General features: G+C 48.0%; 22 protein-coding genes and 1 tRNA gene. 1 reads left to right on the plus strand and 22 read right to left on the minus strand.

From position 1 onward, the window contains the following. Nucleotides 1-30: 30 nt before the first annotated feature. From A3GW_RS0110065 to A3GW_RS0110110, 10 genes are all read right to left on the minus strand, one after another. Nucleotides 31-2,718: a cation-translocating P-type ATPase gene (locus tag A3GW_RS0110065; protein ID WP_018369167.1), complete on the minus strand. Its 2,688-nt coding sequence runs from the start codon at nt 2,716-2,718 to the stop codon at nt 31-33. Nucleotides 2,719-2,917: 199 nt separating this feature from the next. Then, complete coding sequence (locus A3GW_RS0110070) at nt 2,918-3,310, minus strand: YwiB family protein (RefSeq protein ID WP_018369168.1); 393 nt, start codon at nt 3,308-3,310, stop codon at nt 2,918-2,920. A 72-nt stretch (nt 3,311-3,382) separates the two neighbouring features. Further along, nucleotides 3,383-4,570, minus strand: coding sequence for a methionine adenosyltransferase (gene metK, locus A3GW_RS0110075; RefSeq protein ID WP_018369169.1), 1,188 nt, complete (start codon nt 4,568-4,570; stop codon nt 3,383-3,385). A 300-nt stretch (nt 4,571-4,870) separates the two neighbouring features. Continuing rightward, on the minus strand, nt 4,871-5,686 hold the full coding sequence (folK, locus tag A3GW_RS0110080; protein WP_018369170.1) for a 2-amino-4-hydroxy-6-hydroxymethyldihydropteridine diphosphokinase: 816 nt from the start codon (nt 5,684-5,686) through the stop codon (nt 4,871-4,873). A gap of 1 nt (nt 5,687) precedes the next feature. Beyond that, nucleotides 5,688-6,242, minus strand: coding sequence for a GTP cyclohydrolase I FolE (gene folE, locus A3GW_RS0110085; protein WP_018369171.1), 555 nt, complete (start codon nt 6,240-6,242; stop codon nt 5,688-5,690). A gap of 84 nt (nt 6,243-6,326) precedes the next feature. Continuing rightward, nucleotides 6,327-7,277 carry a dihydropteroate synthase gene (folP, locus tag A3GW_RS0110090; protein WP_018369172.1) on the minus strand — a complete coding sequence of 317 codons (951 nt, stop codon included), beginning with the start codon at nt 7,275-7,277 and terminating at the stop codon, nt 6,327-6,329. Further along, complete coding sequence (locus A3GW_RS0110095) at nt 7,277-8,647, minus strand: SLC13 family permease (RefSeq protein WP_018369173.1); 1,371 nt, start codon at nt 8,645-8,647, stop codon at nt 7,277-7,279. Before A3GW_RS0110095 ends, folP begins: the two co-directional genes overlap by 1 nt. Nucleotides 8,648-8,747: 100 nt before the next feature. Next, on the minus strand, nt 8,748-8,963 hold the full coding sequence (locus A3GW_RS0110100; protein WP_018369174.1) for a YozE family protein: 216 nt from the start codon (nt 8,961-8,963) through the stop codon (nt 8,748-8,750). Then, on the minus strand, nt 8,960-9,469 hold the full coding sequence (gene msrA / locus A3GW_RS0110105; RefSeq protein WP_018369175.1) for a peptide-methionine (S)-S-oxide reductase MsrA: 510 nt from the start codon (nt 9,467-9,469) through the stop codon (nt 8,960-8,962). Before msrA ends, A3GW_RS0110100 begins: the two co-directional genes overlap by 4 nt. Nucleotide 9,470: 1 nt before the next feature. Continuing rightward, nucleotides 9,471-10,922, minus strand: a complete 1,452-nt coding sequence (locus A3GW_RS0110110; RefSeq protein WP_018369176.1) for an alpha-amylase — start codon at nt 10,920-10,922, stop codon at nt 9,471-9,473. Between the two features lie 339 nt (nt 10,923-11,261). On the opposite strand from A3GW_RS0110110, the gene A3GW_RS0110115 reads away from it, so the two are divergent. After that, nucleotides 11,262-12,842, plus strand: coding sequence for an ATP-binding cassette domain-containing protein (locus A3GW_RS0110115; protein WP_018369177.1), 1,581 nt, complete (start codon nt 11,262-11,264; stop codon nt 12,840-12,842). Nucleotides 12,843-13,045: 203 nt separating this feature from the next. On the opposite strand, the gene A3GW_RS0110125 is transcribed toward A3GW_RS0110115, so the two are convergent. The 12 genes from A3GW_RS0110125 to A3GW_RS0110180 all read right to left on the minus strand — a co-directional run bounded on the left by A3GW_RS0110125 (nt 13,046) and on the right by A3GW_RS0110180 (nt 22,180). Continuing rightward, nucleotides 13,046-13,903 carry a CvfB family protein gene (locus tag A3GW_RS0110125; RefSeq protein ID WP_018369179.1) on the minus strand — a complete coding sequence of 286 codons (858 nt, stop codon included), beginning with the start codon at nt 13,901-13,903 and terminating at the stop codon, nt 13,046-13,048. Nucleotides 13,904-14,014: 111 nt separating this feature from the next. Continuing rightward, nucleotides 14,015-14,398: a hypothetical protein gene (locus A3GW_RS0110130; protein WP_018369180.1), complete on the minus strand. Its 384-nt coding sequence runs from the start codon at nt 14,396-14,398 to the stop codon at nt 14,015-14,017. Nucleotides 14,399-14,578: 180 nt separating this feature from the next. Further along, nucleotides 14,579-15,130, minus strand: a complete 552-nt coding sequence (frr, locus tag A3GW_RS0110135; protein ID WP_018369181.1) for a ribosome recycling factor — start codon at nt 15,128-15,130, stop codon at nt 14,579-14,581. An 18-nt stretch (nt 15,131-15,148) separates the two neighbouring features. After that, nucleotides 15,149-15,874, minus strand: coding sequence for a UMP kinase (pyrH, locus tag A3GW_RS0110140; RefSeq protein WP_018369182.1), 726 nt, complete (start codon nt 15,872-15,874; stop codon nt 15,149-15,151). A gap of 146 nt (nt 15,875-16,020) precedes the next feature. Next, nucleotides 16,021-16,998, minus strand: a complete 978-nt coding sequence (locus A3GW_RS0110145) for a YeiH family protein (RefSeq protein ID WP_018369183.1) — start codon at nt 16,996-16,998, stop codon at nt 16,021-16,023. Between the two features lie 57 nt (nt 16,999-17,055). After that, nucleotides 17,056-17,127 (minus strand) — tRNA-Arg (locus A3GW_RS0110150). Nucleotides 17,128-17,178: 51 nt separating this feature from the next. Next, nucleotides 17,179-17,859, minus strand: coding sequence for a beta/alpha barrel domain-containing protein (locus A3GW_RS0110155; RefSeq protein WP_018369184.1), 681 nt, complete (start codon nt 17,857-17,859; stop codon nt 17,179-17,181). A 21-nt stretch (nt 17,860-17,880) separates the two neighbouring features. Next, entirely contained in the window at nt 17,881-18,438 is a 558-nt protein-coding gene (gene lepB, locus A3GW_RS0110160; RefSeq protein WP_018369185.1) for a signal peptidase I, read from the minus strand. Between the two features lie 239 nt (nt 18,439-18,677). Continuing rightward, the gene (locus A3GW_RS0110165; RefSeq protein ID WP_018369186.1) at nt 18,678-19,862 is read right to left on the minus strand and encodes an FtsW/RodA/SpoVE family cell cycle protein; all 1,185 of its coding nucleotides are present in this window, start codon (nt 19,860-19,862) and stop codon (nt 18,678-18,680) included. A gap of 383 nt (nt 19,863-20,245) precedes the next feature. Beyond that, nucleotides 20,246-20,770, minus strand: a complete 525-nt coding sequence (locus tag A3GW_RS0110170; protein ID WP_018369187.1) for a GNAT family N-acetyltransferase — start codon at nt 20,768-20,770, stop codon at nt 20,246-20,248. A 1-nt stretch (nt 20,771) separates the two neighbouring features. Then, a complete protein-coding gene (locus A3GW_RS0110175) occupies nt 20,772-21,413 on the minus strand; it encodes an ABC transporter permease (protein WP_018369188.1) in 642 nt (213 codons plus the stop codon). Continuing rightward, nucleotides 21,413-22,180 (minus strand): ABC transporter ATP-binding protein, encoded by a 768-nt coding sequence (locus A3GW_RS0110180; RefSeq protein WP_018369189.1) that lies wholly within the window; start codon nt 22,178-22,180, stop codon nt 21,413-21,415. Before A3GW_RS0110180 ends, A3GW_RS0110175 begins: the two co-directional genes overlap by 1 nt. Nucleotides 22,181-22,186 lie beyond the last annotated feature (6 nt).

Raw genomic sequence — 22,186 nt, forward strand, 5'->3', positions numbered from 1 at the left:
AAGAACCCAGCGAATCGCTGAGTTCGAGGGTTAAATCGCATTTTTGTCTTGACCGGCAGCACGCTGCACAGCCTTGACAAGCTCAACCACCACAATCATAAGGGCAGAGCCTATCACTGCAACCAACCACTGGGTCGGTGTCAGCACCGTCACGTGGAAGAAGGTGTTAAAGCCTGGCACCACAATCGTTGCCATCAACATGAGGAAGGCCACTACAATCGACCAGTTGAAGAGCTTATTCTTAAATGGACCGACTGTAAAGATAGACTGGTAAACAGACTTGACGTTAAAGGCGTGGAAGAGCTGGATGAGACCAAGGGTCACATAGGCCATGGTCAAAGCGTCTGCGTGGATGGCATGGTGGTCACCAACATGCTCTGGGAATTGCAAGGCAAACCAATAAACACCCAAGACCAAGATGGTTTGCAGGATACCTTGGTAAATGATGGCTCCTAGCACGCCACCTGAGAAGAAGCTGGACTTGCGTCCACGAGGCTTGTGGCTCATCACTCCTGGCTCAGCAGGCTCCACACCCAAGGCAATGGCTGGCAAGGTATCGGTTACCAGGTTAATCCAGAGCAGGTGAACTGGCTCCAGAACGTCCCAACCAAAGAGGGTTGCAAGGAAGATACAGAGCACTTCTGCGGTATTGGCTGACAGGAGGTACTGGATGGTTTTCTGAATATTGGAGAAGACCTTCCGACCTTCTTCAACTGCCACGATGATGGTGGCAAAGTTGTCATCTGCCAGCACCATGTCAGAAGCACCTTTTGAAACTTCCGTACCTGTGATGCCCATCCCGATACCGATATCAGCTGTTTTGAGCGACGGTGCATCGTTCACCCCGTCACCCGTCATGGCAACAACCTTGCCTTCATTTTGCCAAGCCTTGACAATACGCACCTTATGTTCAGGCGATACACGGGCATAGACAGAGTATTGCTTGAAGACTTTTTGGAACTCTTCATCGGTCAACTCATTGAGCTCTGCTCCTGTGAAGACGTGATCTTCCGTGTCATTCGGGTCAATGATGCCGAGGCGCTTGGCAATAGCTTCCGCAGTATCCTGATGGTCACCTGTGATCATGATCGGACGGATACCCGCTTCTTTCGCCACAGCAACAGCTTGCGCTGCTTCTGGACGCTCTGGGTCGATCATACCGACCAAGCCTGCGAAAATGAGGTCATTTTCGACCACGTCTGTCTCAAGTGTCGGAATGCTGTCCACATACTTGTAAGCCATCATGAGGACACGAAGTGCTTGCTTGGCCAGCGATTTATTGGTCGCAAGGATGGCTTCACGGTCAGCGTCTGTCAGGGCACGCACCTGATCCTTGTCCTCGATCTGGGTAATCCGCTTGAGGAGCTGGTCTGGCGCACCTTTGACCGCTACAAAGTAGCGACCATCTGCCTGTCGGTGAATAGTGGACATGAGCTTACGCGTTGAGTCAAATGGCAACTCTGCCACACGTGGTTCCCCTGCTAAGACCTCACGCACATCAAAGTTCTTGTCCAGACCAAACTGCACCAAGGCTGTCTCCGTCGGGTCACCGATGAGCTTGCCTGATGGGTCAATCTTGGTGTCATTGGCAAAGTTCATGACACGAAGGGTTGAGTTGCTAGCGTCAAACGCCGCTGACGCATTGAGCAATTCACCATTTGTATACACCTTCTCAACGGTCATCTGGTTCATGGTCAGAGTACCCGTTTTATCCGAAGCGATAATCTCGGTTGAGCCGAGGGTTTCCACCGCTGGCAACTGACGGATAATGGCATTGCGCTTAGCCAATACTTTTGTCCCAAGTGACAAAACAACTGTCACGATGGCTGGCAGCCCTTCTGGAATGGCCGCAACCGCAAGGGCAATCGCTGTTGTCAAGCCTTTCAGAGCTGGTGTTCCTTGGACAAAGACACCAACAGTAAAGGTAATGGCTGCAATCACCAAGACCGCATAGGTCAGCACCTTAGACAACTGATGGAGGTTTTGCTTGAGCGGGGTATCGCTCTCATCTGCATTGGCCAACATACCAGCGATATGACCGACCTCAGTGTACATCCCTGTGTTGGTCACAACTCCAGAACCACGACCGTAGGTCACATTTGAGTTCTGGTAGGCCATGTTGACACGGTCACCGATTGGAGCATCCGCAGCCAAGGTGGCTGTCAAATCTTTCTCAACAGGCACTGACTCACCCGTCAGAGCAGCTTCCTCGATTTTTAGGGAGTTGGCTTCCAAGAGACGCATATCCGCTGGCACCACATCCCCTGCTTCTAACATGACGATGTCGCCAGGCACCAAGTCTTTGGAGTCAACTTCGATGACATGACCGTTCCGACGGACGCGGGCAACAGGCGAAGACATGCTCTTGAGGGCTTCAATGGCAGCCTCTGCCTGTCCTTCTTGGTAAACACCAAAGGCGGCATTTAGAACGACAACGGCTAAGATGATGATGGCATCCGCCAAGCCGTGCATCCCTTCTGTCACCACGGTCAAAATCGCCGCTGCCAAGAGGATGATAATCATCAAATCCTTAAATTGGTCGATGAATTTCTGCAAGAGGGTGCGTTTTTCCCCCTCATCGAGCTCATTGCGACCATAGTCTGCTAGACGAGCCTTCACCTGATCATTGGTCAGACCATCAATGCTAGTCTCCAACTCTGCCAACACGACGTCTTCATGCTTGGCATAATAGGCGTCACGTTTTTGTTCTTTTGACATGTGTTCTCCTTTTCTAGTCTTTTTCCATGTCAATAGAAAAAGACCTGTTTTTATAAAACAAGTCTCGCGGTTTCAGACAGCGCCGGAAAATAATTTTCGGAATGACGACACTGCCCAGCTGTTGCCAGCTGCTGCTACTCCCTTGAATATGTCTAATAGTTTACCAAATCATCAGCAAAATAGCAAGATTTTCGTCAGTTTATTTTTGCCAAGAAATGTGTAACTCATAACTAGCAAAAGGCTGCTGAGCTTCTGGTGAGGGCAAGAGGTCATAACTGACAAGAACGGTTTGCTGACTTGCCGATAAGTTAAACGCTCTGCTATTGGTCACTAACCGCTGAACCCCCATCGGTGTCGGAAGACTGGCCGTACCGATGCTGCCAGCAACCAACCTCAGTTGCGTCAAGGGAGTGGAATAACGGGTCATCAGCAACTCATTAGTGTTGAGTTTGATGATAACTTTCTCCCCTTCGCTGTTATGGTAAATCAAGTATAGCCAGTCACCTTTGACGACTAAATCGCCTGTATGCGTTTCGTGAATCAACTCGACATCATCATCTATCTGAATTTTATTTTGAATGGTAATCTGCACAAAGCCTCTCCTTAATCTTTCCCTTTATTTTACCAAAAAAGACCAGCCGTGGCTAGTCTTCTCATCGTTGTCTTATTGCACTGCCTTTTTCAGGTCTTCCATCTTGTCCAAACGTTCCCACGGAAGGTCAATATCCGTCCGCCCCATGTGCCCATAGGCCGCTGTCTGACGGTAAATCGGACGTTTGAGATTCAGCATCTGGATGATGCCAGCTGGTCGCAGGTCAAAAACCTCTCGAACCGCAGTCTCTAACTGACTCTCCGCTACCTGCCCAGTACCAAAAGTATCAATGCGAACAGAGACAGGGTGGGCAACTCCGATAGCATAGGCCAGCTGAACTTCTACTTTTTTAGCCAAGCCTGCACCGACAATATTTTTAGCGATGTAACGGGCAGCATAGGAAGCGGAACGGTCAACCTTGGTCGCATCCTTGCCAGAAAAAGCACCGCCACCATGACGAGCAAACCCACCATAGGTATCCACGATAATCTTTCGACCCGTCAGACCAGAATCTCCCTGCGGTCCACCAATCACAAAGCGGCCCGTCGGATTGATAAAGAACTTGGTCTCCTCATCCAGATATTGAGCTGGGATAACTGCCTTAATCACCTGCTCAATCATGTCCTTGCGGATTTGCGTATTGGTCACCTCTGGGTCATGCTGGGTCGAGATGACCACCGTATCTACACGGACTGGGCGGTCTGCTTCATCATACTCCACCGTCACCTGCGATTTGGCGTCTGGTCGTAGGTAGCTGATGGCGCCTGATTTGCGGAGCTCGGCTAATTTCCGAACCAAGGCATGGGACAGCGAGATAGGCAGCGGCATGAGTTCAGGCGTTTCGTCAATGGCAAAGCCGAACATCAGCCCTTGGTCTCCCGCACCGATGAGGCTCAGGCTATCCGTATCACCATCCCGCACCTCTTGAGCCTCATTAACCCCTTGGGCAATATCTGGAGACTGCTCAATCAAGGATGGGTGTACCCCAACCGACTCAGCTGAAAAACCATAGTCATTTTTAGTGTAGCCAATCTCTGCGATGGTATCTCGTACCACCTTGTCAATATTGACATAGGCTGTCGTTGAGATTTCTCCAAAAACATGCACCGTCCCTGTGTAAACAGCTGTCTCTGCTGCCACGTGGGCTTCTGGATCTTGGGCTAAAACCGCATCCAAAATCGCATCTGAAATCTGGTCAGCAATCTTATCAGGATGCCCTTCCGATACTGACTCAGACGTGAATAATTTCCGTTCTGACATAAAATGTCCCCCCTAAAATGATGTATGCTCGCATTGACCAGGTCAACCACCAGCACCAAGACGGGAGGACACAGCAAAAAACAGCCTATCCCCCCTAAAACGAGTTACAAAGCACTAGCTTGTGGTCAGTCCCTCATAAACAATGCTCGTCGGCGCAAACAACTGCTCCGACCAACTGTACAAAGACTAACCCCAAACTACCTTTTCGGGACTCATTATGACTATTAGTATAACACATCTTGACCCTATTTGCTACCTAGTAACTGATAAATTTTGGCTATCACTGTCAGCGCTATTATCCTACTGGCGCACTAATTCTGCCAAGAGTTGGCGCATTGTTTTTTTCAAAACTGGATGGGTATAATGGGGAGCAATTTCCGCTAACGACTGCAAAACAAATTCTCGTTCAGCCACATAGGGATGGGGCACAAGTAAATTGTCAGTGTAGATGGTCTTATCACCAACAAATAGAATATCCAAGTCAATGACGCGGGGACCCCACTTGACCTCACGTATCCTGCCCATCTGAGCTTCGATAGCCAATAAGGTGTCAAGCAAGGCTTCCGGTGTCAACCAGGTTTCTATTTCAATCACTTGATTGAGAAAACTATCCTGCTCCACACCGCCCCAAGGCTCAGTTTCTAGGACACTAGATTGCTTAACGATGGTCAGACCCGCCTGCCTCATCAATTCTACGGCCTGAGTCAGGTGAGCCTGTTTGTCCCCCAAGTTTGTCCCAAGTCCGATAAAAGCTCTGCTCTTTTCACGCGTCAGCGTGACCGAACAAGTCTCTAAGGGCAAATGCACAGGTGCCCAAGGCTTTTTGAGGGTAAGGGTGACTGACTGACTAATCGGGTAATGCTCAAAAATCTGCTCCACTAGCCGATAAGCCGCCGTCTCAATCAGGTCATGGCTAGTTGCCTGCAACCAGTCCGTCAGCTGCTGGCTGAGCTCACCGTAATGAACCGAAGCCGTTAAATCGCCTGTCCTTGCTGCCTTAGTCATATCATAAGTCAGTGTCAGGTCAATGACGAACTTCTGCCCTAACTCCTTCTCTGCTGGAAAAACACCGTGATGAGCAAAAATCTCTAGCCCTAAAATCTCTAGCCTGTCCATCTTAGACCCCCATGAGGCGGTAGGCCTCGTTTTTCAAGTCCTTATCGGTGTCAAAAAGCCCTCGAGCAACACTGGTCACTGTGAGCGTGCCTGGTTTTTTAACCCCTCGCATGGTCATGCACATATGCTCCGCCTCTATGACGACCAGAGCGCCCTTGGCATTGAGATAGGTCATGAGGGCATCAGCAATTTCCATGGTCAGGCGCTCTTGAATCTGCGGTTTTTTGGCATAAACATCAACCGACCGTGCTAGTTTGGACAGCCCTGCGACACGACCGTTAGGAATATAAGCGATATGAGCCTTACCATAAAAAGGCAGAAAATGATGTTCACACATGGAGGTGAAGGTGATATCCTTCTCGATGACCATGTGATCATCAACAATTTCAAAGGATTTCGATAAGTGCTCCTCAGCTGTCTGTCCCAAACCTGAAAACACCTCCGCATACATCCGCGCCACACGGGCTGGGGTTTCTTGCAAACCTTCCCGCTGTCTATCTTCGCCAACTGCGTCAATAATCTGTTCTACTGCTGCTTCAATCTTGCCTAAATCCATGGCAACCCCCTTCTTTTTATCTTTTTATTTTACCATTTTTTCAAAGCACTTTCAAGCTAAAAACAGCCCTCAGGGGGCTGTTCCTTATTTCTTGTAAGCTGATAGGTGCTTATCCGTCTGTTCTTGGGCGTGGGCAATGGCAGAGCCCATCAGTAGACCCAGACGGTGAGCCGCCGCATCGTGGACACGCAGGACTTCGACCCCCTGACTGGCAGCGATAGCCGTGAGGTAACTGGAACCCAGATCACGATTGGCAAAGCCTGCTGGGCTGGCGATATCGGTCTCTAACCCAGCCTCCTCTAGCAGGCTCATGATGAACCGTTTACGAGATACCCCGAGAAAAATAGGATAGCCCCGTTCATGAAGCACCGACAGGTGTTGCAATAACAACAGATTTTCCCGTTGCGTCAATCCAAAGCCAATTCCTGGGTCTAAGACCAAGCGATCAGCTGAAATTCCTGCCTGCTCTGCTATTGCTATCGAGCGAGACAGGTAAGCCTGCATCAGATCAAGGATCGGTAGCTTCTCAAAGGTCTCCAGCTCTTCTCCCGTAAATGCCCAGCCCCTCCCAAAGGTCGGAAAAATCTGACTGCTTGGATTTTGGGGACGAGCGATGACTGGGTTAAACATCAGAATGGCCTGTTTGCCATGCTGGGCGACCACTTGAGCCATCTGGGGATCTCCCAGAAAGCCTGTGATGTCATTGACCACATCTGCCCCTGCTTGCAGGGCAGCCGCCGCGACGTCTGCCTTCCATGTGTCGATGGAGATGAGGACATCGCTGATGGCTCGAATGGCTCGGATAACAGGCACAACACGAGCAATTTCATCAGTCACAGCAACATAGTAGGTTGACCCTGGTCTGGTCGATTCCCCGCCGATGTCCAGCATCGTGGCTCCCGCTGCTATCAGTTCTTTGGCCTGCTTTACAGCGGCATCTACCGCCAGGTATTTTCCCCCATCAGAAAAAGAATCAGGGGTCACATTGATAATGCCACAAAGGGCAGGAGCCTGCCCGCGTTTAATCTCTCTCATCAGAATAACCTCCACCAAGTCCAGTAAATGCCCAGGAGCAAGAGCGGTGTCAAGACCGTCATGACAATCCCGTAGCGGAGCATGTAGCGGTCAGGGTAGTAGCCCTTGCCAATCCCCAAGAGCATAATCGCATGATGGAAGGGCAAGAGAAAATGAATGTTGACAAGGGTATAAGTCATCAAGGTCACTAAGTGCGCTTGATAACCTGCGGCCGCCATCAGAGGTACGACAATCGGCAGAACAACCGACATGGTCGCTACCGATGACCCAATCAAGATATGGAACAACATGATAAACAAGATAATCGCCAAAAGGTAGACAGGCGATTGCCGGCTGGGAATCAGAACCTTCATCTGTTCAAAGACCAGCCCTGTAATGCCAGCCTGTCCCAGCACCTTGCCGATCGAGAAAATAGTCGTTAAAAAGAGGATAAAGTGCGGGTTAATGGCAGACAAATCATCCCTGGTCAAAATACCTGTCGCAAAAAAGATGACCACACCAACCACGACCGGCAACCAGGCTGGCAGCTGGTGCCATCCAACTATTGTCCAAGAAAGCACAACCCCTGCGATGACTAGCAGGCTGAGGCGCTGCTGGTTGGCAGATAAACTCTGATGAGACTTATCTGGTTTTAGGAGCATGGCAGAGCTGAAGGCTGATAGCTCTTTTTTGAAGAGCATTTTTGTCACTAAGATGGTCACAGTAGCGGTAACCACAACTGGCAAGCTCATGAGTTTGAACCAGTTCCAGCTGGTCAAGGTCGCTGCAACGTCTTGTCCACCGAAACTGATAGCTGACAAATTGAGCAAGATATCACCCTGCCGCACCAGCATGTAGGCAATCGATACACCGATAAAACCGTTCATCATCAGCACTCGCTTGGCAGCCATTTCCTCTGTTGTTCTGGCCTGCAAGAGACCATCCAAAATCGTCCCTAAGATAATCACACGCACAAAGGCTTGAGGAATCAGGATAATCAAGACCAAACCCAAAGCGTAGGGCACTAACAGCAAGAGATTAGTATTGTTAGCTGATGTCGCCAGCCACTTTTCCACATAGGCCTGAATCAGACCTGTCTTCATCATGCCCATGCTGAGCAAGGTCGTGCTCATGATCAGCAGGTTCATATCCCCCCAGAGAAAGCCAAATATCTCGACAGGAGGCGTCTGTCCAAAAACGATAAAGCTCGCTAGTAAAAAGAGACAGGCTAGGCTCTTGTGCACCGCATCGGTCGCCCAAGACGCAACCGTGATGATAAGACTTGACACTAACACGGTCTGATTGAACGAAAAGCCCATAGGGTTCCAAATGGCAAATAGCAGAGCTAAGCTAATGATAATCGTTAACTCACGTCTTCTTAAGTGTTTCATCAAAACTGCCCTTTCTTAAAAAAGATTGAACTTTTATATCATTAAAATAACTCAGTTGTCAACATAGAAATGACATCAAAATTAACTGGTCGACCCTATCCTAGTGGGCTAGGTAGTCTTCCCAGATCTGGTCAAAGTCACTGAGTGAAAAGCTAAAACTAGCTTCCTGTTCCAAGAAACGGCTGATGGTGTCAAAATCATCAGTGTGCTTAGGAAAATCACTCTCTGAGAAAGCCAAATCAGCCAGTATCGCTACTGGGGCAGTTGATTTCGGATGGCGTTGCGTCATCAACCAATGGTAGAAGGATGTTCTCACTGCCAATTCCTCGCAATAAAGGCCTCACGCACCCCACTGCTCATCTTGTAACGAACAGGATTTGTCTTGTAAAAGGCCTGGTGATAGCCCTCCGCTGGGTAGAAGGTCTGGGCTGGCTCAATCGTGGTCACGATAGGACGATCAAAGCGTCCAGAATCAGCTAACGCCTGCTTGGACTGCTCTGCTATTTCCCGCTGGGCATCGGTCGTATAAAAAATCACAGGACGGTAGCTATCCCCTCGATCCTGAAACTGGCCAAAAGCATCAGTCGGATCCGTCTGGCGCCAGTAAAGCTCAACCAAGTCGCTGTAAGAAATCTTCTCAGGGTCAAAGATAATCTCAACCGCCTCGGTGTGCCCTGTCGTTTTGCTGCAGACCTGCTCATAGGTCGGGTTTTCAACATGACCACCCGTATAACCCGACAAGACGGAGAGAACCCCATCCGTCAGTTCAAAGGGCTTGACCATGCACCAAAAGCAACCACCTGCAAAAATTGCTCGTTCCATACTATTCTCCTTTATCTTGATTGATCCAAACGGATACCTGACCCGCTGGTACTGTAAACTCACCAAAGCCATCAGGGGCGATGGTAACTGTTTCTTCGTGATGCCCCATGGCATCATACCATACTTCACCTGCTCTATTTTCCCCGACAAAAAGACGTTTCTGTGCTTGGTCTGCTGTGTTCACCAAAACTGCGCAAGCACCTGGATGTTCTGCTGTTCCTCGTCTAACCCAAGCCAAGCAAGTCGGGTCATCAGCATAATCATCTTGAGCACCATAGGCATGTTCCTTACGAAGATGGAGTAATTTATCCAATACCTCTTTGTGCCCTTCTTGCCCGTCTATACCATAGTAATCACCGTAAAATAAGCAAGGAAAACCTGCTTCCCTCAGTAAAATCAAGGCATAAGCATGCGGCTTAAACCAGGCGTCAACGAATGATTCTAAGGCCTCCCCAGGTTGCGAATCATGATTATCCACAAAAGTGACCGCCCTTGTCGGGTTCTGGGCGACAACTGTGCCGTCAAATATCTGACGTAAATCGTAATTTCTACCTTCTAGGCTGGCTTGTCTAAGGTGTTGGTGCAAGGGTACATCAAAACTATCCACTTTTCCAAAGGTCAATCCAAAAAATTCGTCTAGTTGCCCGTAATCATGATGCCAATACTCCGCTACAAAAAAGAAATCATCACCATGTTCCTGCCGAACATAATCGATTAACTCCTCTAAGACAGTCGCATCAATATGCTTTGCCGCATCTAACCTTGCCCCATCGACACCAGTTTGGGTGATGAACCACGACAGCCATTTTTTGGTTTCTGCCATGACTTCTGGATGACTGTAATCAATATCAGCATTCATCAGATAATCATAGTTGCCTTTTTCGCCGTCAACTGTTTCGTTATCTGCCCAACCTTTACCTTCGCCTTGAATCATGTAAATCGCTGACTTGCCGTTTTCATTATTGAAATCCAAACCTGAAAAATGGTACCAGTGCCACTTAAAGGATGAATAAGTCTCGCCACGTCCAGGGAAGGTAAATTTTGTCCAACCCTCAATATCGTAAGGATCTGTTAAAACCTCTTGACGGCTATTTGGGTCAACTTCAACAACTGTAAAACGCTCTAGCTCGTCGGCTCCTCCTCGGTGGTTTAGCACCAAATCAGCATAGACCTGAATGCCACATTCATGCAACCGATCAATAGCTGCTAAAAGCTCCGCCTTCGTGCCGTACTTGGTTCGGACAGTTCCTTTTTGGTCAAACTCCCCCAAATCATACAAGTCATACACGCCATAACCAACGTCATTTTGATCACCACCCTTATAGCAGGGTGGTAGCCAAACCGCTGTCACTCCCAACTCCGCCAAATGCTCGGCATCAGCTGCCAGACGATTCCAGTGCTCACCATCGTTTGGAGTATGCCACTCAAAATATTGCATCATCAACCCGTTCATCTCAAACCTCCTTCAATGTTCTTATTAGTCTACCATAAAATTTATCGTTTGTCTTGAAAACCTCACTAAACTATGTTATACTAAACCCATCTTAAACGAAAGCGAGGACTAGACTATGCTAAATATGATGACCCCAACCCCAACTCATTGTCGTCAGGAAAACACGTACGGTCTAGTGCCTTGTTAACATCAGATGTTTCATGAAACATCTGATGAACAAGTCATCAACCGATGGACGATAGCGATTGGAGGCTGGCGCTTGCCTGCCTTTTTGTCTGCTCTCTGCTTGTTTTCCTTTACCTGAGGGATTTCCCTACTTAGCCCTGTGAAAGGAAAACCATGTCGATCACAACTTATCTTCTTCGTTGCAAATGGGAGAATGCCAAACTGCTCTTTTGGCTTGTCCTTAACTCACTTTGCGTCTTGGCTAACGGGCTCTTGTCCGCCCAAGCCCTGACCAGCCTCGTCAACCAAGATGTTCGAGCTTTTCTCCTATCTACAGGCCTGAACCTCTTGGTCTACTTACTCTGGATGCTTCAGATTAAGCAGATTGCCCCTGCTCGTGAGCGTGCCCTACAAGCCATGAACCACGAGATGCGGACGGATATTCTCACACGACTGAGTCAGACCAACTATGAGCAGTTCCAGCGTGAGTCTGCGGATACCTACACCTCTTGGTTGACCAATGACATTCTGACGATTAACGAGCTGGGTTTTGAAACCTTAGAGCTCATGCTGACGCAGTTGCTGAACCTTATCTTTTCTGCAATAACCTTAATCTCTTACCATCCAAGTTTTGCCCTCTCAGTTCTGCTTCTCACTGGCTTGATGAGCCTCCTGCCTAAACGCTTTGAGCAGAAACTGGCAGACAAAGCTCTGCTATTTTCCGAAAAAAATGACCAACTACTCGCCAGCATCAACCACACCCTAAAGGGCTATGGGGTCCTCTTTGGAGCTGGGCGTTTAGGTGAACTGGTGCTGCGCGTGGGCGCTCCAGAAGCTGCCTACGCCACTAGTCGAGTGAGCTATCAGCAGACGCTGGGCAAGATGATGGCAACACAAAATGGCCTGAGCTTTCTCAGTCAGCTAACCATTTTGGTTCAGGCTGGTCTTCTCTTTGCCCTCGGACGAGTCCCCATCGGTGCCGTGTCCAGCAGCCCCTACTTTGCCTCCATCACCTTTGCTGGTTTGACTGGTTTCTTTGCCAACTGGGCAGAAGTGCGATCGATTGCGCCGATTTTTACGAAGTTCCAGAACATTCCTGACGCGACCGAATCTAGAGCAGACCAGATAACAACCATGGGCACAACGCTCACAACCCATGATGTACAACTGATGATCAACGAGCAGCTGACCCTTGACTTTCCTAATATCACGCTGACCAAGGGCAAGCACTACCGCCTAATGGGACCATCTGGTTCTGGCAAGTCCACACTGCTCATGCTCCTATCTAGTCGCTTGACCCCAACGACAGGACAGCTAACGATGGACAGCCTACCTGCTAGGACAAGGGCGCTGACCCAACTGACCACCTATGTCCCTCAGGACAGCTTTATCTTCACCGACACCCTCCGCTACAACCTCACACTGGGGCGGACTATCCCCGATGAGTCCCTGCTTGATGGCTTAGTCGCTATCGGTTTGGGGCAATGGCTAGCGCAGCTACCAGATGGTCTGGATAGTCAGATTAGTCAGGAGAGCCTATCAGGCGGACAGGCACAACGGCTGAGCTTTTTACGAGGTGCCCTAGAGGACAAACCGATTTGGTTACTGGACGAAATCACCTCAGCCCTTGACCCAATCAGTCGACAGACCATCAACGCCTATCTTGATAAACAGCAAGACAAAACCATTCTCCTCGTCAGCCATCAGGAGAGCCTCAATAGCTCAGACAAATGGATTGACCTTGAGATGACCTAGACAAAAAACCAACCTGAACTGGACACCTTAAATCCATTCAGGTCGGTTTTTATCATCATTCCACTTTTAAAAGACTAATCGTTAATGTCAGACTATCATTTGATAGAGGAACAAGATTTTCAGCTTTCAACTGTTTTTAAAGCAGAAGCACTATATCATGTTCCTGTCTTGGATTTTACAGCAACCAAGGAGTGTGCTCTGACTTAACCGATCACTTCTGTTCCAAAAGCATCCTGTTTAATCTTTCCAGCCTTCATCAGACCACCGAGAGCCTTTTTGAATTGCCCTTTGGAAATACCAAAGGTAGCCTTGATCTCGTCTGGACTGGATTTATCATTTAGGGTCATGAACCCGCCCTGTCCCTGCAAATAAGTCAAAATCATCTGAGCATCATTTTCCAACATCTCAAACGAGCGCGGTTTGAGCGAGAGATTGAGCGTGCGGTCAACTTCTCGGAAACCAATGACACGCACCGACAACTCCTCCCCCAGACGCGGTTCTGTAAAACGCTCGCTAGGATGGATAAAGCCCAACATGTTATTATCAGGCAGGTAGACAAAGGTGCCTGACAACTTTAGGCGGTAAACAATGGCACGCAACTGCTGATTCTGCATGTTGTCGTAGGCCTTACCAGCTAAGCGCTGGAAGACTTCTGGCTCAGCAGGCAAGGCCCAGAGACGGTCTTTCTTGTCAACGGTCAAGGTGACATAGAGCTTGTCGCCTTTTTTAGGCCAGAGTTCTTTGAGCTCAGGTAGGACATCCAGAGACACCACAACTTGCTTATCTGGTAAGCCTGTATCAACAAAGACGCCCAAATCCTTACGAACATCAGTCACCTGTCCCCAGCCATAACTGGTCTGGGTTGCTGTCTGCTCTAAGGTCGTCAGGCGATTTTTTTGTGTCATATCCTGATAAGCAAAGCCAGTGATCATCTCACCGAGTTGATGAGACCCTTCCGCCTTTGCTAGCGCATAGGTGACCCCGTCTTTTTGAACAAAATAATAGTCCTTGTTCTCATCGGTCACCATGGCTGTTATAGTTTTTGCTAATTGTATCGTCATCATGTTCCTTTCTTTGTGTCACATTCCTTTGTTATGGCTAAGCACCTTTTGGTCATCAAGAGATTTCTATCAGCCTCTTTTAGACAAGGTTATAGCGCTCTGAGTGCTAAGCTAGCCACCAAACTGCCCAAACGCATACATAGTCTTAAAAGCCTCAAACGATAAGGCATGGTCAAAGGTATAGAGGCGCTCATCAACCTCAATAAGCTCTTGACCAAGACTGATATGGTCTAAGATATCCTCCAACTTAACAATCTCACGCAAGCATCTGGTCAAACGGTGGTTGTCTGCCGTCTGGTAACTGAGAGCCAAGCTCCTGTCGTACTCTGCTAAGAGCTGGTCAAGAATATCTCGTCTGTCATCATATAAAATCCTTGAATAATCCAGATTCATTTTAGCACGACCGATGATGATCAACTCCGAAAAAGACGAATAATCCGACCGAGGAGGGTCAAAAACCATTTCTGTCAATACTCTAGCCAGATAATACCTCATCGTATTCAATCTCCTTGTCTGTGATCATTTTGCAGGTCCAACAAGAGCTTCAAGGGCTAGCGCTACTAACATCAGCTAGTCGTCGCAGCACTCGTTAATCTGTCGTCATCTTTATCAAAAATAGCAGAGCGACCAACCTGCCACCCTGCCAAATCTTTTTCTCTCTTCTTAACTAACGGCTTAGATGTCCAACAATTCTTTTTCCTTGTCGGCAATCATCTTGTCGATGTGTTTAACAGCGTCGTCTGTCGCTGCTTGGATATCCTTTTCTAATTTTTTCAGCTCATCTTCAGTGATTTCTTTAGCTTTTTCTTGTTTTTTAGCCTCGTCCATGGCATCACGACGGATATTACGGATAGCAACCTTGCTATTTTCGCCGACTTTTTTCACTTCCTTAGCCAAGTCACGACGAGTTTCCTCTGTCAAGGCTGGGATGACCAAACGAATCACTGAACCATCGTTGGCTGGGTTGATGCCGAGGTCTGACTCATTGATGGCACGCTCAACATCTTTCAAGACAGACTTGTCAAAGGGAGTAATCAAGAGCACACGCGCCTCAGGCACAGTGATGGAAGCTAGCTGATTGAGCGGTGTCGGTGCCCCGTAATATTCTACTGAGATGCGGTCCAAGAGACTGGCATTGGCACGACCAGCACGGATACCAGCAAGCTCACGAGAGAGGGACTGGTGAGAGTGTTCAAAACGTTCTTTAGCTTTGGCAATAATTGTCATTGTATTCTCCTTTTTTGATTAGCAACGGTTGGAAACAGTTGTTCCGATATTTTCCCCCAGAACAACACGTTTGATGTTGCCCGGTTCATTGAGGTTAAAGACCACGAGGTCAATGTCGTTGTCCATTGACAGGGAGCTAGCGGTCGAATCCATGATTTTCAAGCCTTGCTTGAGGACTTCGATGTGGGTCAGCTCGTCAAACTTGATGGCATCAGCGTTTTTACGAGGGTCATCGTTGTAGACACCGTCTACCCCATTTTTCGCCATGAGAATGGCATCCGCTTCAATTTCAGCAGCCCGTAGAGCAGCTGTCGTATCAGTTGAAAAGTACGGAGACCCTGTCCCTGCAGCAAAGATAACAATTCGTCCTTTTTCCAAATGACGAAGGGCACGCCCTCGAATATAGGGTTCAGCCAGTTGTTGCATGTTAATCGCTGTCTGTACTCGAGTATCCACACCGCACTGCTTGAGGCTGTCCGCCATCACCAGCGCATTCATCACTGTCCCAAGCATGCCAGTGTAATCTGCTGATACCCGATCCATACCGGCTGCTGCCGCTGGCTCACCCCGCCAGAGGTTACCTCCACCGATAACCAAAGCAATCTGAATGCCTGATTCTGCTACTTCTTGGATTTCTCTCGCTACGCTCTGAACGGTAGGTAAATCAATACCAACACCACGCTCACCAGCCAGAGCTTCGCCTGATAGCTTAATCAAGACACGATTGTACTTGGGTTGCACCATTTTTAGGTCCTCTTTTCTATTTGCTTCTTATCCTTTCCATTTTACCATATTATCCCTCAATACGGTAGTGGGAAAGTTATTTTTTCACAACCTGGCTTTGGATAAGTTTTTTCGCGCTATTGCCAAGGTAGCCTTGTTCAAGCTTGTCATGGCGTCATTGCTTGCTGCAATAGCAGACTTGCTAAGCCGATACTAAACCAGACCATAGCACCCAATAACATAGGTTTTAGGCCTGCACGTTTAATCTGTGCAATGGACAGCTTACTGCCGACAGCAAAGAGGGCCATAGCCATCAACCATTTCGATAGGGGTTGACTAAGGTCTCTCAAGGCATCCGGTATCAGCCCCAAGCTTGTCAGTAAAGAAGCGAGTAAAAACAGGAAAACAAAGGTCGGAAAAACCTGTCTCAGTTGGCGTGTTCTGCCGCTCTGCCCTTTTTCAAAACGTCGAAAAGCAAAAAAGACACAGGCTGGTAAAATCAATAGTGTTCGCGCTAATTTGACCACCACTGCCACATCGCCTGCCACCTGACCATAGCTATAACCTGCGGCAACAACAGAGGAAGTATCATTGATAGCTGTGCCTGCCCAAATGCCAAAGGTTTGCTGACTGAGGTCGAGGGCTTGCCCAAGAGCAGGAAAAATCAATAGCCCCAGCAAATTAAACAAAAACACTGTCGATAGAGCGAGTCCGATGTCGTCCTCTTCAGCGTCAAGGATAGGTGCTGCTGACGCAATAGCTGAGCCTCCGCAGATTGCCGTCCCAAAAGCAATCAACAAGGTCAGATTGTGACTAAGCTTTAATTGTCTTCCCAAAACCAGCGCAACAGCAAAGGCGAGAAAAAGAAGAGGGATACTTAATTGAAACGACCACAGACCTAGGGACTTTATATCTGCAAAGGACAGCCGGAATCCTAGCAAAATAATACTGTACTGGAGACCAAGTTTACTGGCTAACCCTAGCCCAGAGCTCAAGTGTTTCTCCTGTCTCAGTAGACCTGACAAACCGAGCCCCAGTGCCAGAGAGAGGATGCTACTATCTACCAGAGGTAGAAATGAACTCAACCAAATAGCAAAGATGCCGGCGAGCCCTGATACCATTAGTCCCGAGAGGTGTTGACGCATGTTTTCTCCCTTCTTGCACGCAAAACCCCTCGCCAGAAGGCAAGGGGCACTAGATGATATTCCCTACCGGAATCGAACCGATAACTACTTCTTAGGAGGAAGGTGTTATATCCATTTAACTAAGGGAACCTTGCCTTGTTATTGTACCGTGATTTGACAAAAATTGCAAGCATCATCGCATCAGCACTCTGCCTCTGCCAACTGACGGTACTTGTCCATCTTCTCTTTGAAAAGTTCACCATTGGTCGGCGGGGTAAAGCTGATGGCATTGGCGCCTGCGGCAATGGTTTCTAGAATACTCTCTCGGCTCTGACCGCCCGTTGCGATAATCGGAAGGTCTGGGTATTGCTCACGAATCTTTCTAACAATCGTTGCGGTTTTAGCTCCTCCGCTAACATTAACGATATCAACGCCAGCTTTCAGGCGTGATGGCAAATCAGAATGCTCTGAAACCAAGGTGTAGATAATCGGGATATCAATACGATTGTTAATCTTTTTAATCGTGTCACTATCGGTCGGAGCATTAACCACCACAGCCATCGCTCCTTCAGACTCCGCAAACAAACTCATATTCGCCGAGCGGTCACCTGTCGTTAAACCACCGCCAACACCTGCAAAAACAGGAACAGAGGCAACTAACATAACACTTTTTAAGATAGCCGGGTGTGGTGTAAATGGATAAACCACCAAAATGGCATCTGCATTATTATTGGCGATAACTGCCACGTCTGTGGAAAATAAAACAGATTTAATCACACGCCCATAAATAGAAATGCCACTACAAGTTGCAATCTCTTTGGGAATTTGAACAATCTCACGTCGCAAATTGGACATCACCGCTGGAATATGTTTTTCTGTCATCGTTATCCTTTATAATTGATGTTACTCTGTTCGTAAGAAGCCAAAACTCTCGAACGGTTTCAAGCGAAAGATGAGGACACCCTTGATGTCCTGACGCGCAATCGGACCGAACTCTCTGCTATCGGTCATCTCTTGACGATTGTCGTTCAAGACAAAGTACTGCCCCTTAGGCACTGTAGCATCTGGGTCATCCAGTAAAATTGCCAAGCTGAAATCTGGCGTAAAGGGCATTTCATGACCTGTTTTTGACAGGTAAGCCCGTTTCATCTCCTCGATATAGGGCTGTTCAACCACTTCCTGATTACGGTATAAAATATCCTCAACAGACATCAGCTGATCACCTTCCTGCCCTATAACACGCCCGATGTGAGTCTCGTTGTCGACTTCATAAATCACAAGGTTGCCATAATCAGGTGTCTCTCGTCGTGAAAACAAGACCTGATCACCTGTGTTAAGGAAAGAATTGCTATCTCTCTCCTGAATCGTATAAGTCCCAAAGACAAAAGACTGAAGCCCGACAAAAACAAGAATGACTGTTATAATCAACAACATCCCTGCAATAAAATCACGTTTTACCATAGTATTATTTTACCACATTTTCAGGAAATCATAAAGCTAATCCAACAAAAATCACTAGGACGACATCAAAACGGCAACGATAACCGTTTGACTCATTTCGTGTCTCCTAACTATCAGATAAACAACCTCTGCCTATTGCTCATTTGACAGTTAAAGAGACCTAACCAATACTTTCTCATAGCTACTTCTGGCACACAGAAAAAAAGCAAGGAACTTGGCAACAGCTCCTTGCCTTGTGTTTATGATAATCTCTGTTCTTGTTCTAGTGATTGTTGAAAGGACATGGATAAGACTAGACCAACGCCGATTAAATTTGTAACTAGAGAAGACCCCCCTTGAGAGATGAACGGCAAAGGAATACCTGTTAGGGGAAGAAGACCGATTGCTGCTCCGATATTTTCAAAAATATGAAAGAGAATCATCATAATGAAGCCGGACGAAATATAGACATAAAACCGATTATTAGAAACCAGCGTGATTTTTAACATGCGATAAATCAATAGCAGGTAAAGGATCAAAAGCAGACTAGAGCCGATAAAGCCAAAATTCTCTGCGATAACCGTAAAAATCATGTCACTCTCTCGAACAGGAATATTTAGGTCAATCACGTTAAATCCTTTCCCAGTCAAGCCACCACTACCGATTGCAATCATGCTCTGGGTTTGCTGGTACGAAATGCCTTCAGCATAAGCAAAAGGATCTAGCCAAGCCGAAATTCGGTTAATCTGATAGGTATCCATTCCTAAGTTAAAAAAGAAATCCTTACCCCACGATTGTGTAAATACCCACAAAAAACCTGCAATTCCGGCAGCAAATCCTCCGACAACAGGTAAAATAAGCCGCCAACTGACACCTGATAAGAGAATGATGCCGGACAAAATTGCCAGAAAGACAAGAGATGTGCCTAAATCCTTCTGAAGACCTAACAAGATAAACACAGGAACCGTTAATAACCCGTATAGACCCAGCAATTTCAAGTCCCTTGCAATAGATACCTGAGGAAACTGCTCTTGATACCACACGGTCACAACCGCCAAGATTAAAATATAGGTGATTTTCATAAACTCAGATGGCTGAAATAAAGTCGCACCACCAAGGGTTACCCAGTTTTTAGCACCCGTTGACGAAACCAGCCCCGCATCAAAGTAAATCAGGGGCAAGACCATCAACCCTAGCCCTAACACATAGAGCAGGGGACTGACCTTCCAGAGAAATGATTTGCTAAAGAGCATGACCACCAAAGCCATCAGTAGACCGATAGCTGTCCAAGCGAGTTGCTGAATCATCACAATCCCCACACGGTCTGGATAATCATGACTTGTCGCGATAAAAACTGAAAAAAAACCTGTCAATAGCAGGAAAAAGACTGGCAACAGCAGGACATAATCAATGTGTCTCTCAATAGAAGAAATCGTCTTGAACATTACAGGTCACTTTCTAAGAAATGGCAGTTTGTGGAGATTATCAATTAGGTTTTCAACATCAGACTTAGACTTAACTCTTTTAATACCAGTCTATCTGATGGCTCATCTGATCTAAAACTCCCAGTCATGGTGAAGAATTTAATCACATAGGACTATTGTTGTCCTAAACACCTTAGGTAACAGGGAGCGATTACTCCTACCATTATAGCAAAAAAGGGAAAATAAAAACAGCTAAAAAGCTGCTTTATTCTGGTCACTGTACAACAAATATCATCAGCGAGCAAGGTCGCAAAGCTGTCACTACTCATACTGTCTCAACCAACAGACTACAACCAGTCTCCTGGTGGCCAGTTTTTTAGACATCTCTTACGATGTTTTGGTTTTTAATCCCCAACTGTACTCCCCACCTCTCGCTCATAGGTGAGGTTATTGGGGCGTTCAGGGTTATACCAGCTGGGAATTTCTCCTTGACAGACAAAGCCCATCCGTTCATAAAAAGGGATGCCCATCTGGTTATTCTGAGCAACGGTGACTTGTTGGCGGTTAATCCCGTAGGTCACCTTCTGGTGGTCGGTCAAAAAGTCAACGAGAGCACGTCCTAATCCCTTACCCTTGTGGTCTGGGTGGACATAGAGGACATAGATATGTCCTAAATTACCCTCACTGACACCGCCACCGATAGCCCCTAAGACGTGACCGTCTAGCTCAGCGACCATGTAGCCGTGCCAGTGCTGATCACTGGTTGAGCATTCTTTGGTCACTCGGTCGAGGTTGTAAAAGTCAGCGATCACCTGCTCGATATACTCTGGAGGATTCAAGTCCTTATAGGTCACACGCCAAGCGACCGAACAGATGTCACAAATGGTAGCTGCGTCAGCTAGTGTTGCAAAACGGGTGGTGATGGCCATCTTAATTCTCCTTTTCTGATAGAGACGACTGTTTCGGCGTCGCCAAGTCTTCTAAAAAATCAATCAAGAGAGAAAAGAGCCCACTCAAGCTGACTGTTAGACCGATGCCCCAGATGAGCTTGGTCAGAGATGCGGTGCGCAAGCCATCAAACAAGAGCGTCCCCAGTCCCCCTGCATTGATGGTCGCCCCAATGGTCGCCATAGCGATGATGGAGGTCGCTGCTAGCTTAATGCCTGCAAAGAGAGCAGGTACGGCTAAGGGCAGCTGAACAGTCACTAACAACTGTCCCTCGGTCATGCCCATGCCTCGTCCAGCCTCCAAAAGAGCTGGGTCAATCTCGGTCAAGCCTGATAAGAAACTCCGCACCAAGATATACTGAGCGTAGAGGGTCAAAACGATAACCGTGGTCGTCTGCCCCAGACCTGTCAGGGGAATCAGCAGGGCAAAGAGGGCAAATGAGGGCACCGCGTACAAGACAGACAAGAGATAGACAGACACTTGCTGCAAGCGAGGAAAGCGCCAGAGGAGCAGGGTCAACCCAATTCCAAAAACCAAGGCAAATCCCAGAGCCAGCAAGGTCAATTGGAGGTGCTCCAAGACCAAGCGAAAAAGCTCCTCACGATGACTGAGTACATACGCCATCAGGTCAATCCTCCTACTAGTCTGTCCTGCCGCTGAACCGTTTCGAGCAGGGATTTGACAAAGTCCGTCTGAGGGGAAGCAATAATCTCCTGCGGACGGTCAAACTGCACCAGCCGCCCCTGATCCATGACCATGACACGGTCGCCCAGATAGAGAGCCTCATGGATATCATGGGTGATGAGGACAAAGGTCTTGTCAGCCAAGGACTGGTGGAGAGCCTTGAGCTGGTCTTGCAGGTGATGACGGGTGATGGCGTCCACCGCCCCAAAGGGCTCATCAAACAACACCATCTGCGGATCAGCAGCTAGTGCTCTGGCTACTCCGACCCGCTGCTGCTGTCCACCAGAGAGTTCCTTGGGGTAGCGGTGAGCAAAGTCTCTGGCAGGGAGTTGTACCATGGTCAGCAACTCCTCCACACGTTGGTCAATCCGCTCGTTTTCCCAGCCCAAGATTTTAGGGACAGTGGCAATATTGTCTCGGACAGTCAGGTGGGGAAAGAGCCCAATCTGCTGAACCACATAGCCGATTTGCCGACGGAGGGCAACAGGATCGGCCGCCGACAAAGGCTGACCATCTAACAAAATCCGCCCTGTATCTGGCTCTAAGAGGCGGTTCATGAGCTTGAGCGTCGTCGTTTTTCCAGACCCTGATGTCCCTAAAATGGTAATAAATTCGCCCTTAGAGAGGGTAAAGGTCAAATCGGACAAGACTGGGGTATCGCCGTAGGTCTTTCCCACCCCCTCAAAAGTCACTAATGCTTGCGTCATCTGGTC

The organism is Streptococcus entericus DSM 14446 (assembly GCF_000380025.1).
In the GTDB taxonomy this organism is placed as follows: domain Bacteria; phylum Bacillota; class Bacilli; order Lactobacillales; family Streptococcaceae; genus Streptococcus; species Streptococcus entericus.

Coding starts and splice junctions, on each gene's coding strand:
- A3GW_RS0110125 (WP_018369179.1), bottom strand. CDS start 13,903: ATGACGATACAATTAGCAAAAACTATAACAGCCATGGTGACCGATGAG.
- pyrH (WP_018369182.1), bottom strand. CDS start 15,874: ATGGTGCAACCCAAGTACAATCGTGTCTTGATTAAGCTATCAGGCGAA.
- A3GW_RS0110065 (WP_018369167.1), bottom strand. CDS start 2,718: ATGTCAAAAGAACAAAAACGTGACGCCTATTATGCCAAGCATGAAGAC.
- A3GW_RS0110095 (WP_018369173.1), bottom strand. CDS start 8,647: ATGAAACACTTAAGAAGACGTGAGTTAACGATTATCATTAGCTTAGCT.
- folE (WP_018369171.1), bottom strand. CDS start 6,242: ATGGATTTAGGCAAGATTGAAGCAGCAGTAGAACAGATTATTGACGCA.
- metK (WP_018369169.1), bottom strand. CDS start 4,570: ATGTCAGAACGGAAATTATTCACGTCTGAGTCAGTATCGGAAGGGCAT.
- folP (WP_018369172.1), bottom strand. CDS start 7,277: ATGAGAGAGATTAAACGCGGGCAGGCTCCTGCCCTTTGTGGCATTATC.
- A3GW_RS0110110 (WP_018369176.1), bottom strand. CDS start 10,922: ATGAACGGGTTGATGATGCAATATTTTGAGTGGCATACTCCAAACGAT.
- frr (WP_018369181.1), bottom strand. CDS start 15,130: ATGACAATTATTGCCAAAGCTAAAGAACGTTTTGAACACTCTCACCAG.
- A3GW_RS0110130 (WP_018369180.1), bottom strand. CDS start 14,398: ATGAGGTATTATCTGGCTAGAGTATTGACAGAAATGGTTTTTGACCCT.
- A3GW_RS0110115 (WP_018369177.1), top strand. CDS start 11,262: ATGTCGATCACAACTTATCTTCTTCGTTGCAAATGGGAGAATGCCAAA.
- A3GW_RS0110180 (WP_018369189.1), bottom strand. CDS start 22,180: ATGACGCAAGCATTAGTGACTTTTGAGGGGGTGGGAAAGACCTACGGC.
- folK (WP_018369170.1), bottom strand. CDS start 5,686: ATGGACAGGCTAGAGATTTTAGGGCTAGAGATTTTTGCTCATCACGGT.
- msrA (WP_018369175.1), bottom strand. CDS start 9,469: ATGGAACGAGCAATTTTTGCAGGTGGTTGCTTTTGGTGCATGGTCAAG.
- A3GW_RS0110145 (WP_018369183.1), bottom strand. CDS start 16,998: ATGCGTCAACACCTCTCGGGACTAATGGTATCAGGGCTCGCCGGCATC.
- A3GW_RS0110165 (WP_018369186.1), bottom strand. CDS start 19,862: ATGTTCAAGACGATTTCTTCTATTGAGAGACACATTGATTATGTCCTG.
- lepB (WP_018369185.1), bottom strand. CDS start 18,438: ATGGTAAAACGTGATTTTATTGCAGGGATGTTGTTGATTATAACAGTC.
- A3GW_RS0110175 (WP_018369188.1), bottom strand. CDS start 21,413: ATGGCGTATGTACTCAGTCATCGTGAGGAGCTTTTTCGCTTGGTCTTG.
- A3GW_RS0110155 (WP_018369184.1), bottom strand. CDS start 17,859: ATGACAGAAAAACATATTCCAGCGGTGATGTCCAATTTGCGACGTGAG.
- A3GW_RS0110170 (WP_018369187.1), bottom strand. CDS start 20,770: ATGGCCATCACCACCCGTTTTGCAACACTAGCTGACGCAGCTACCATT.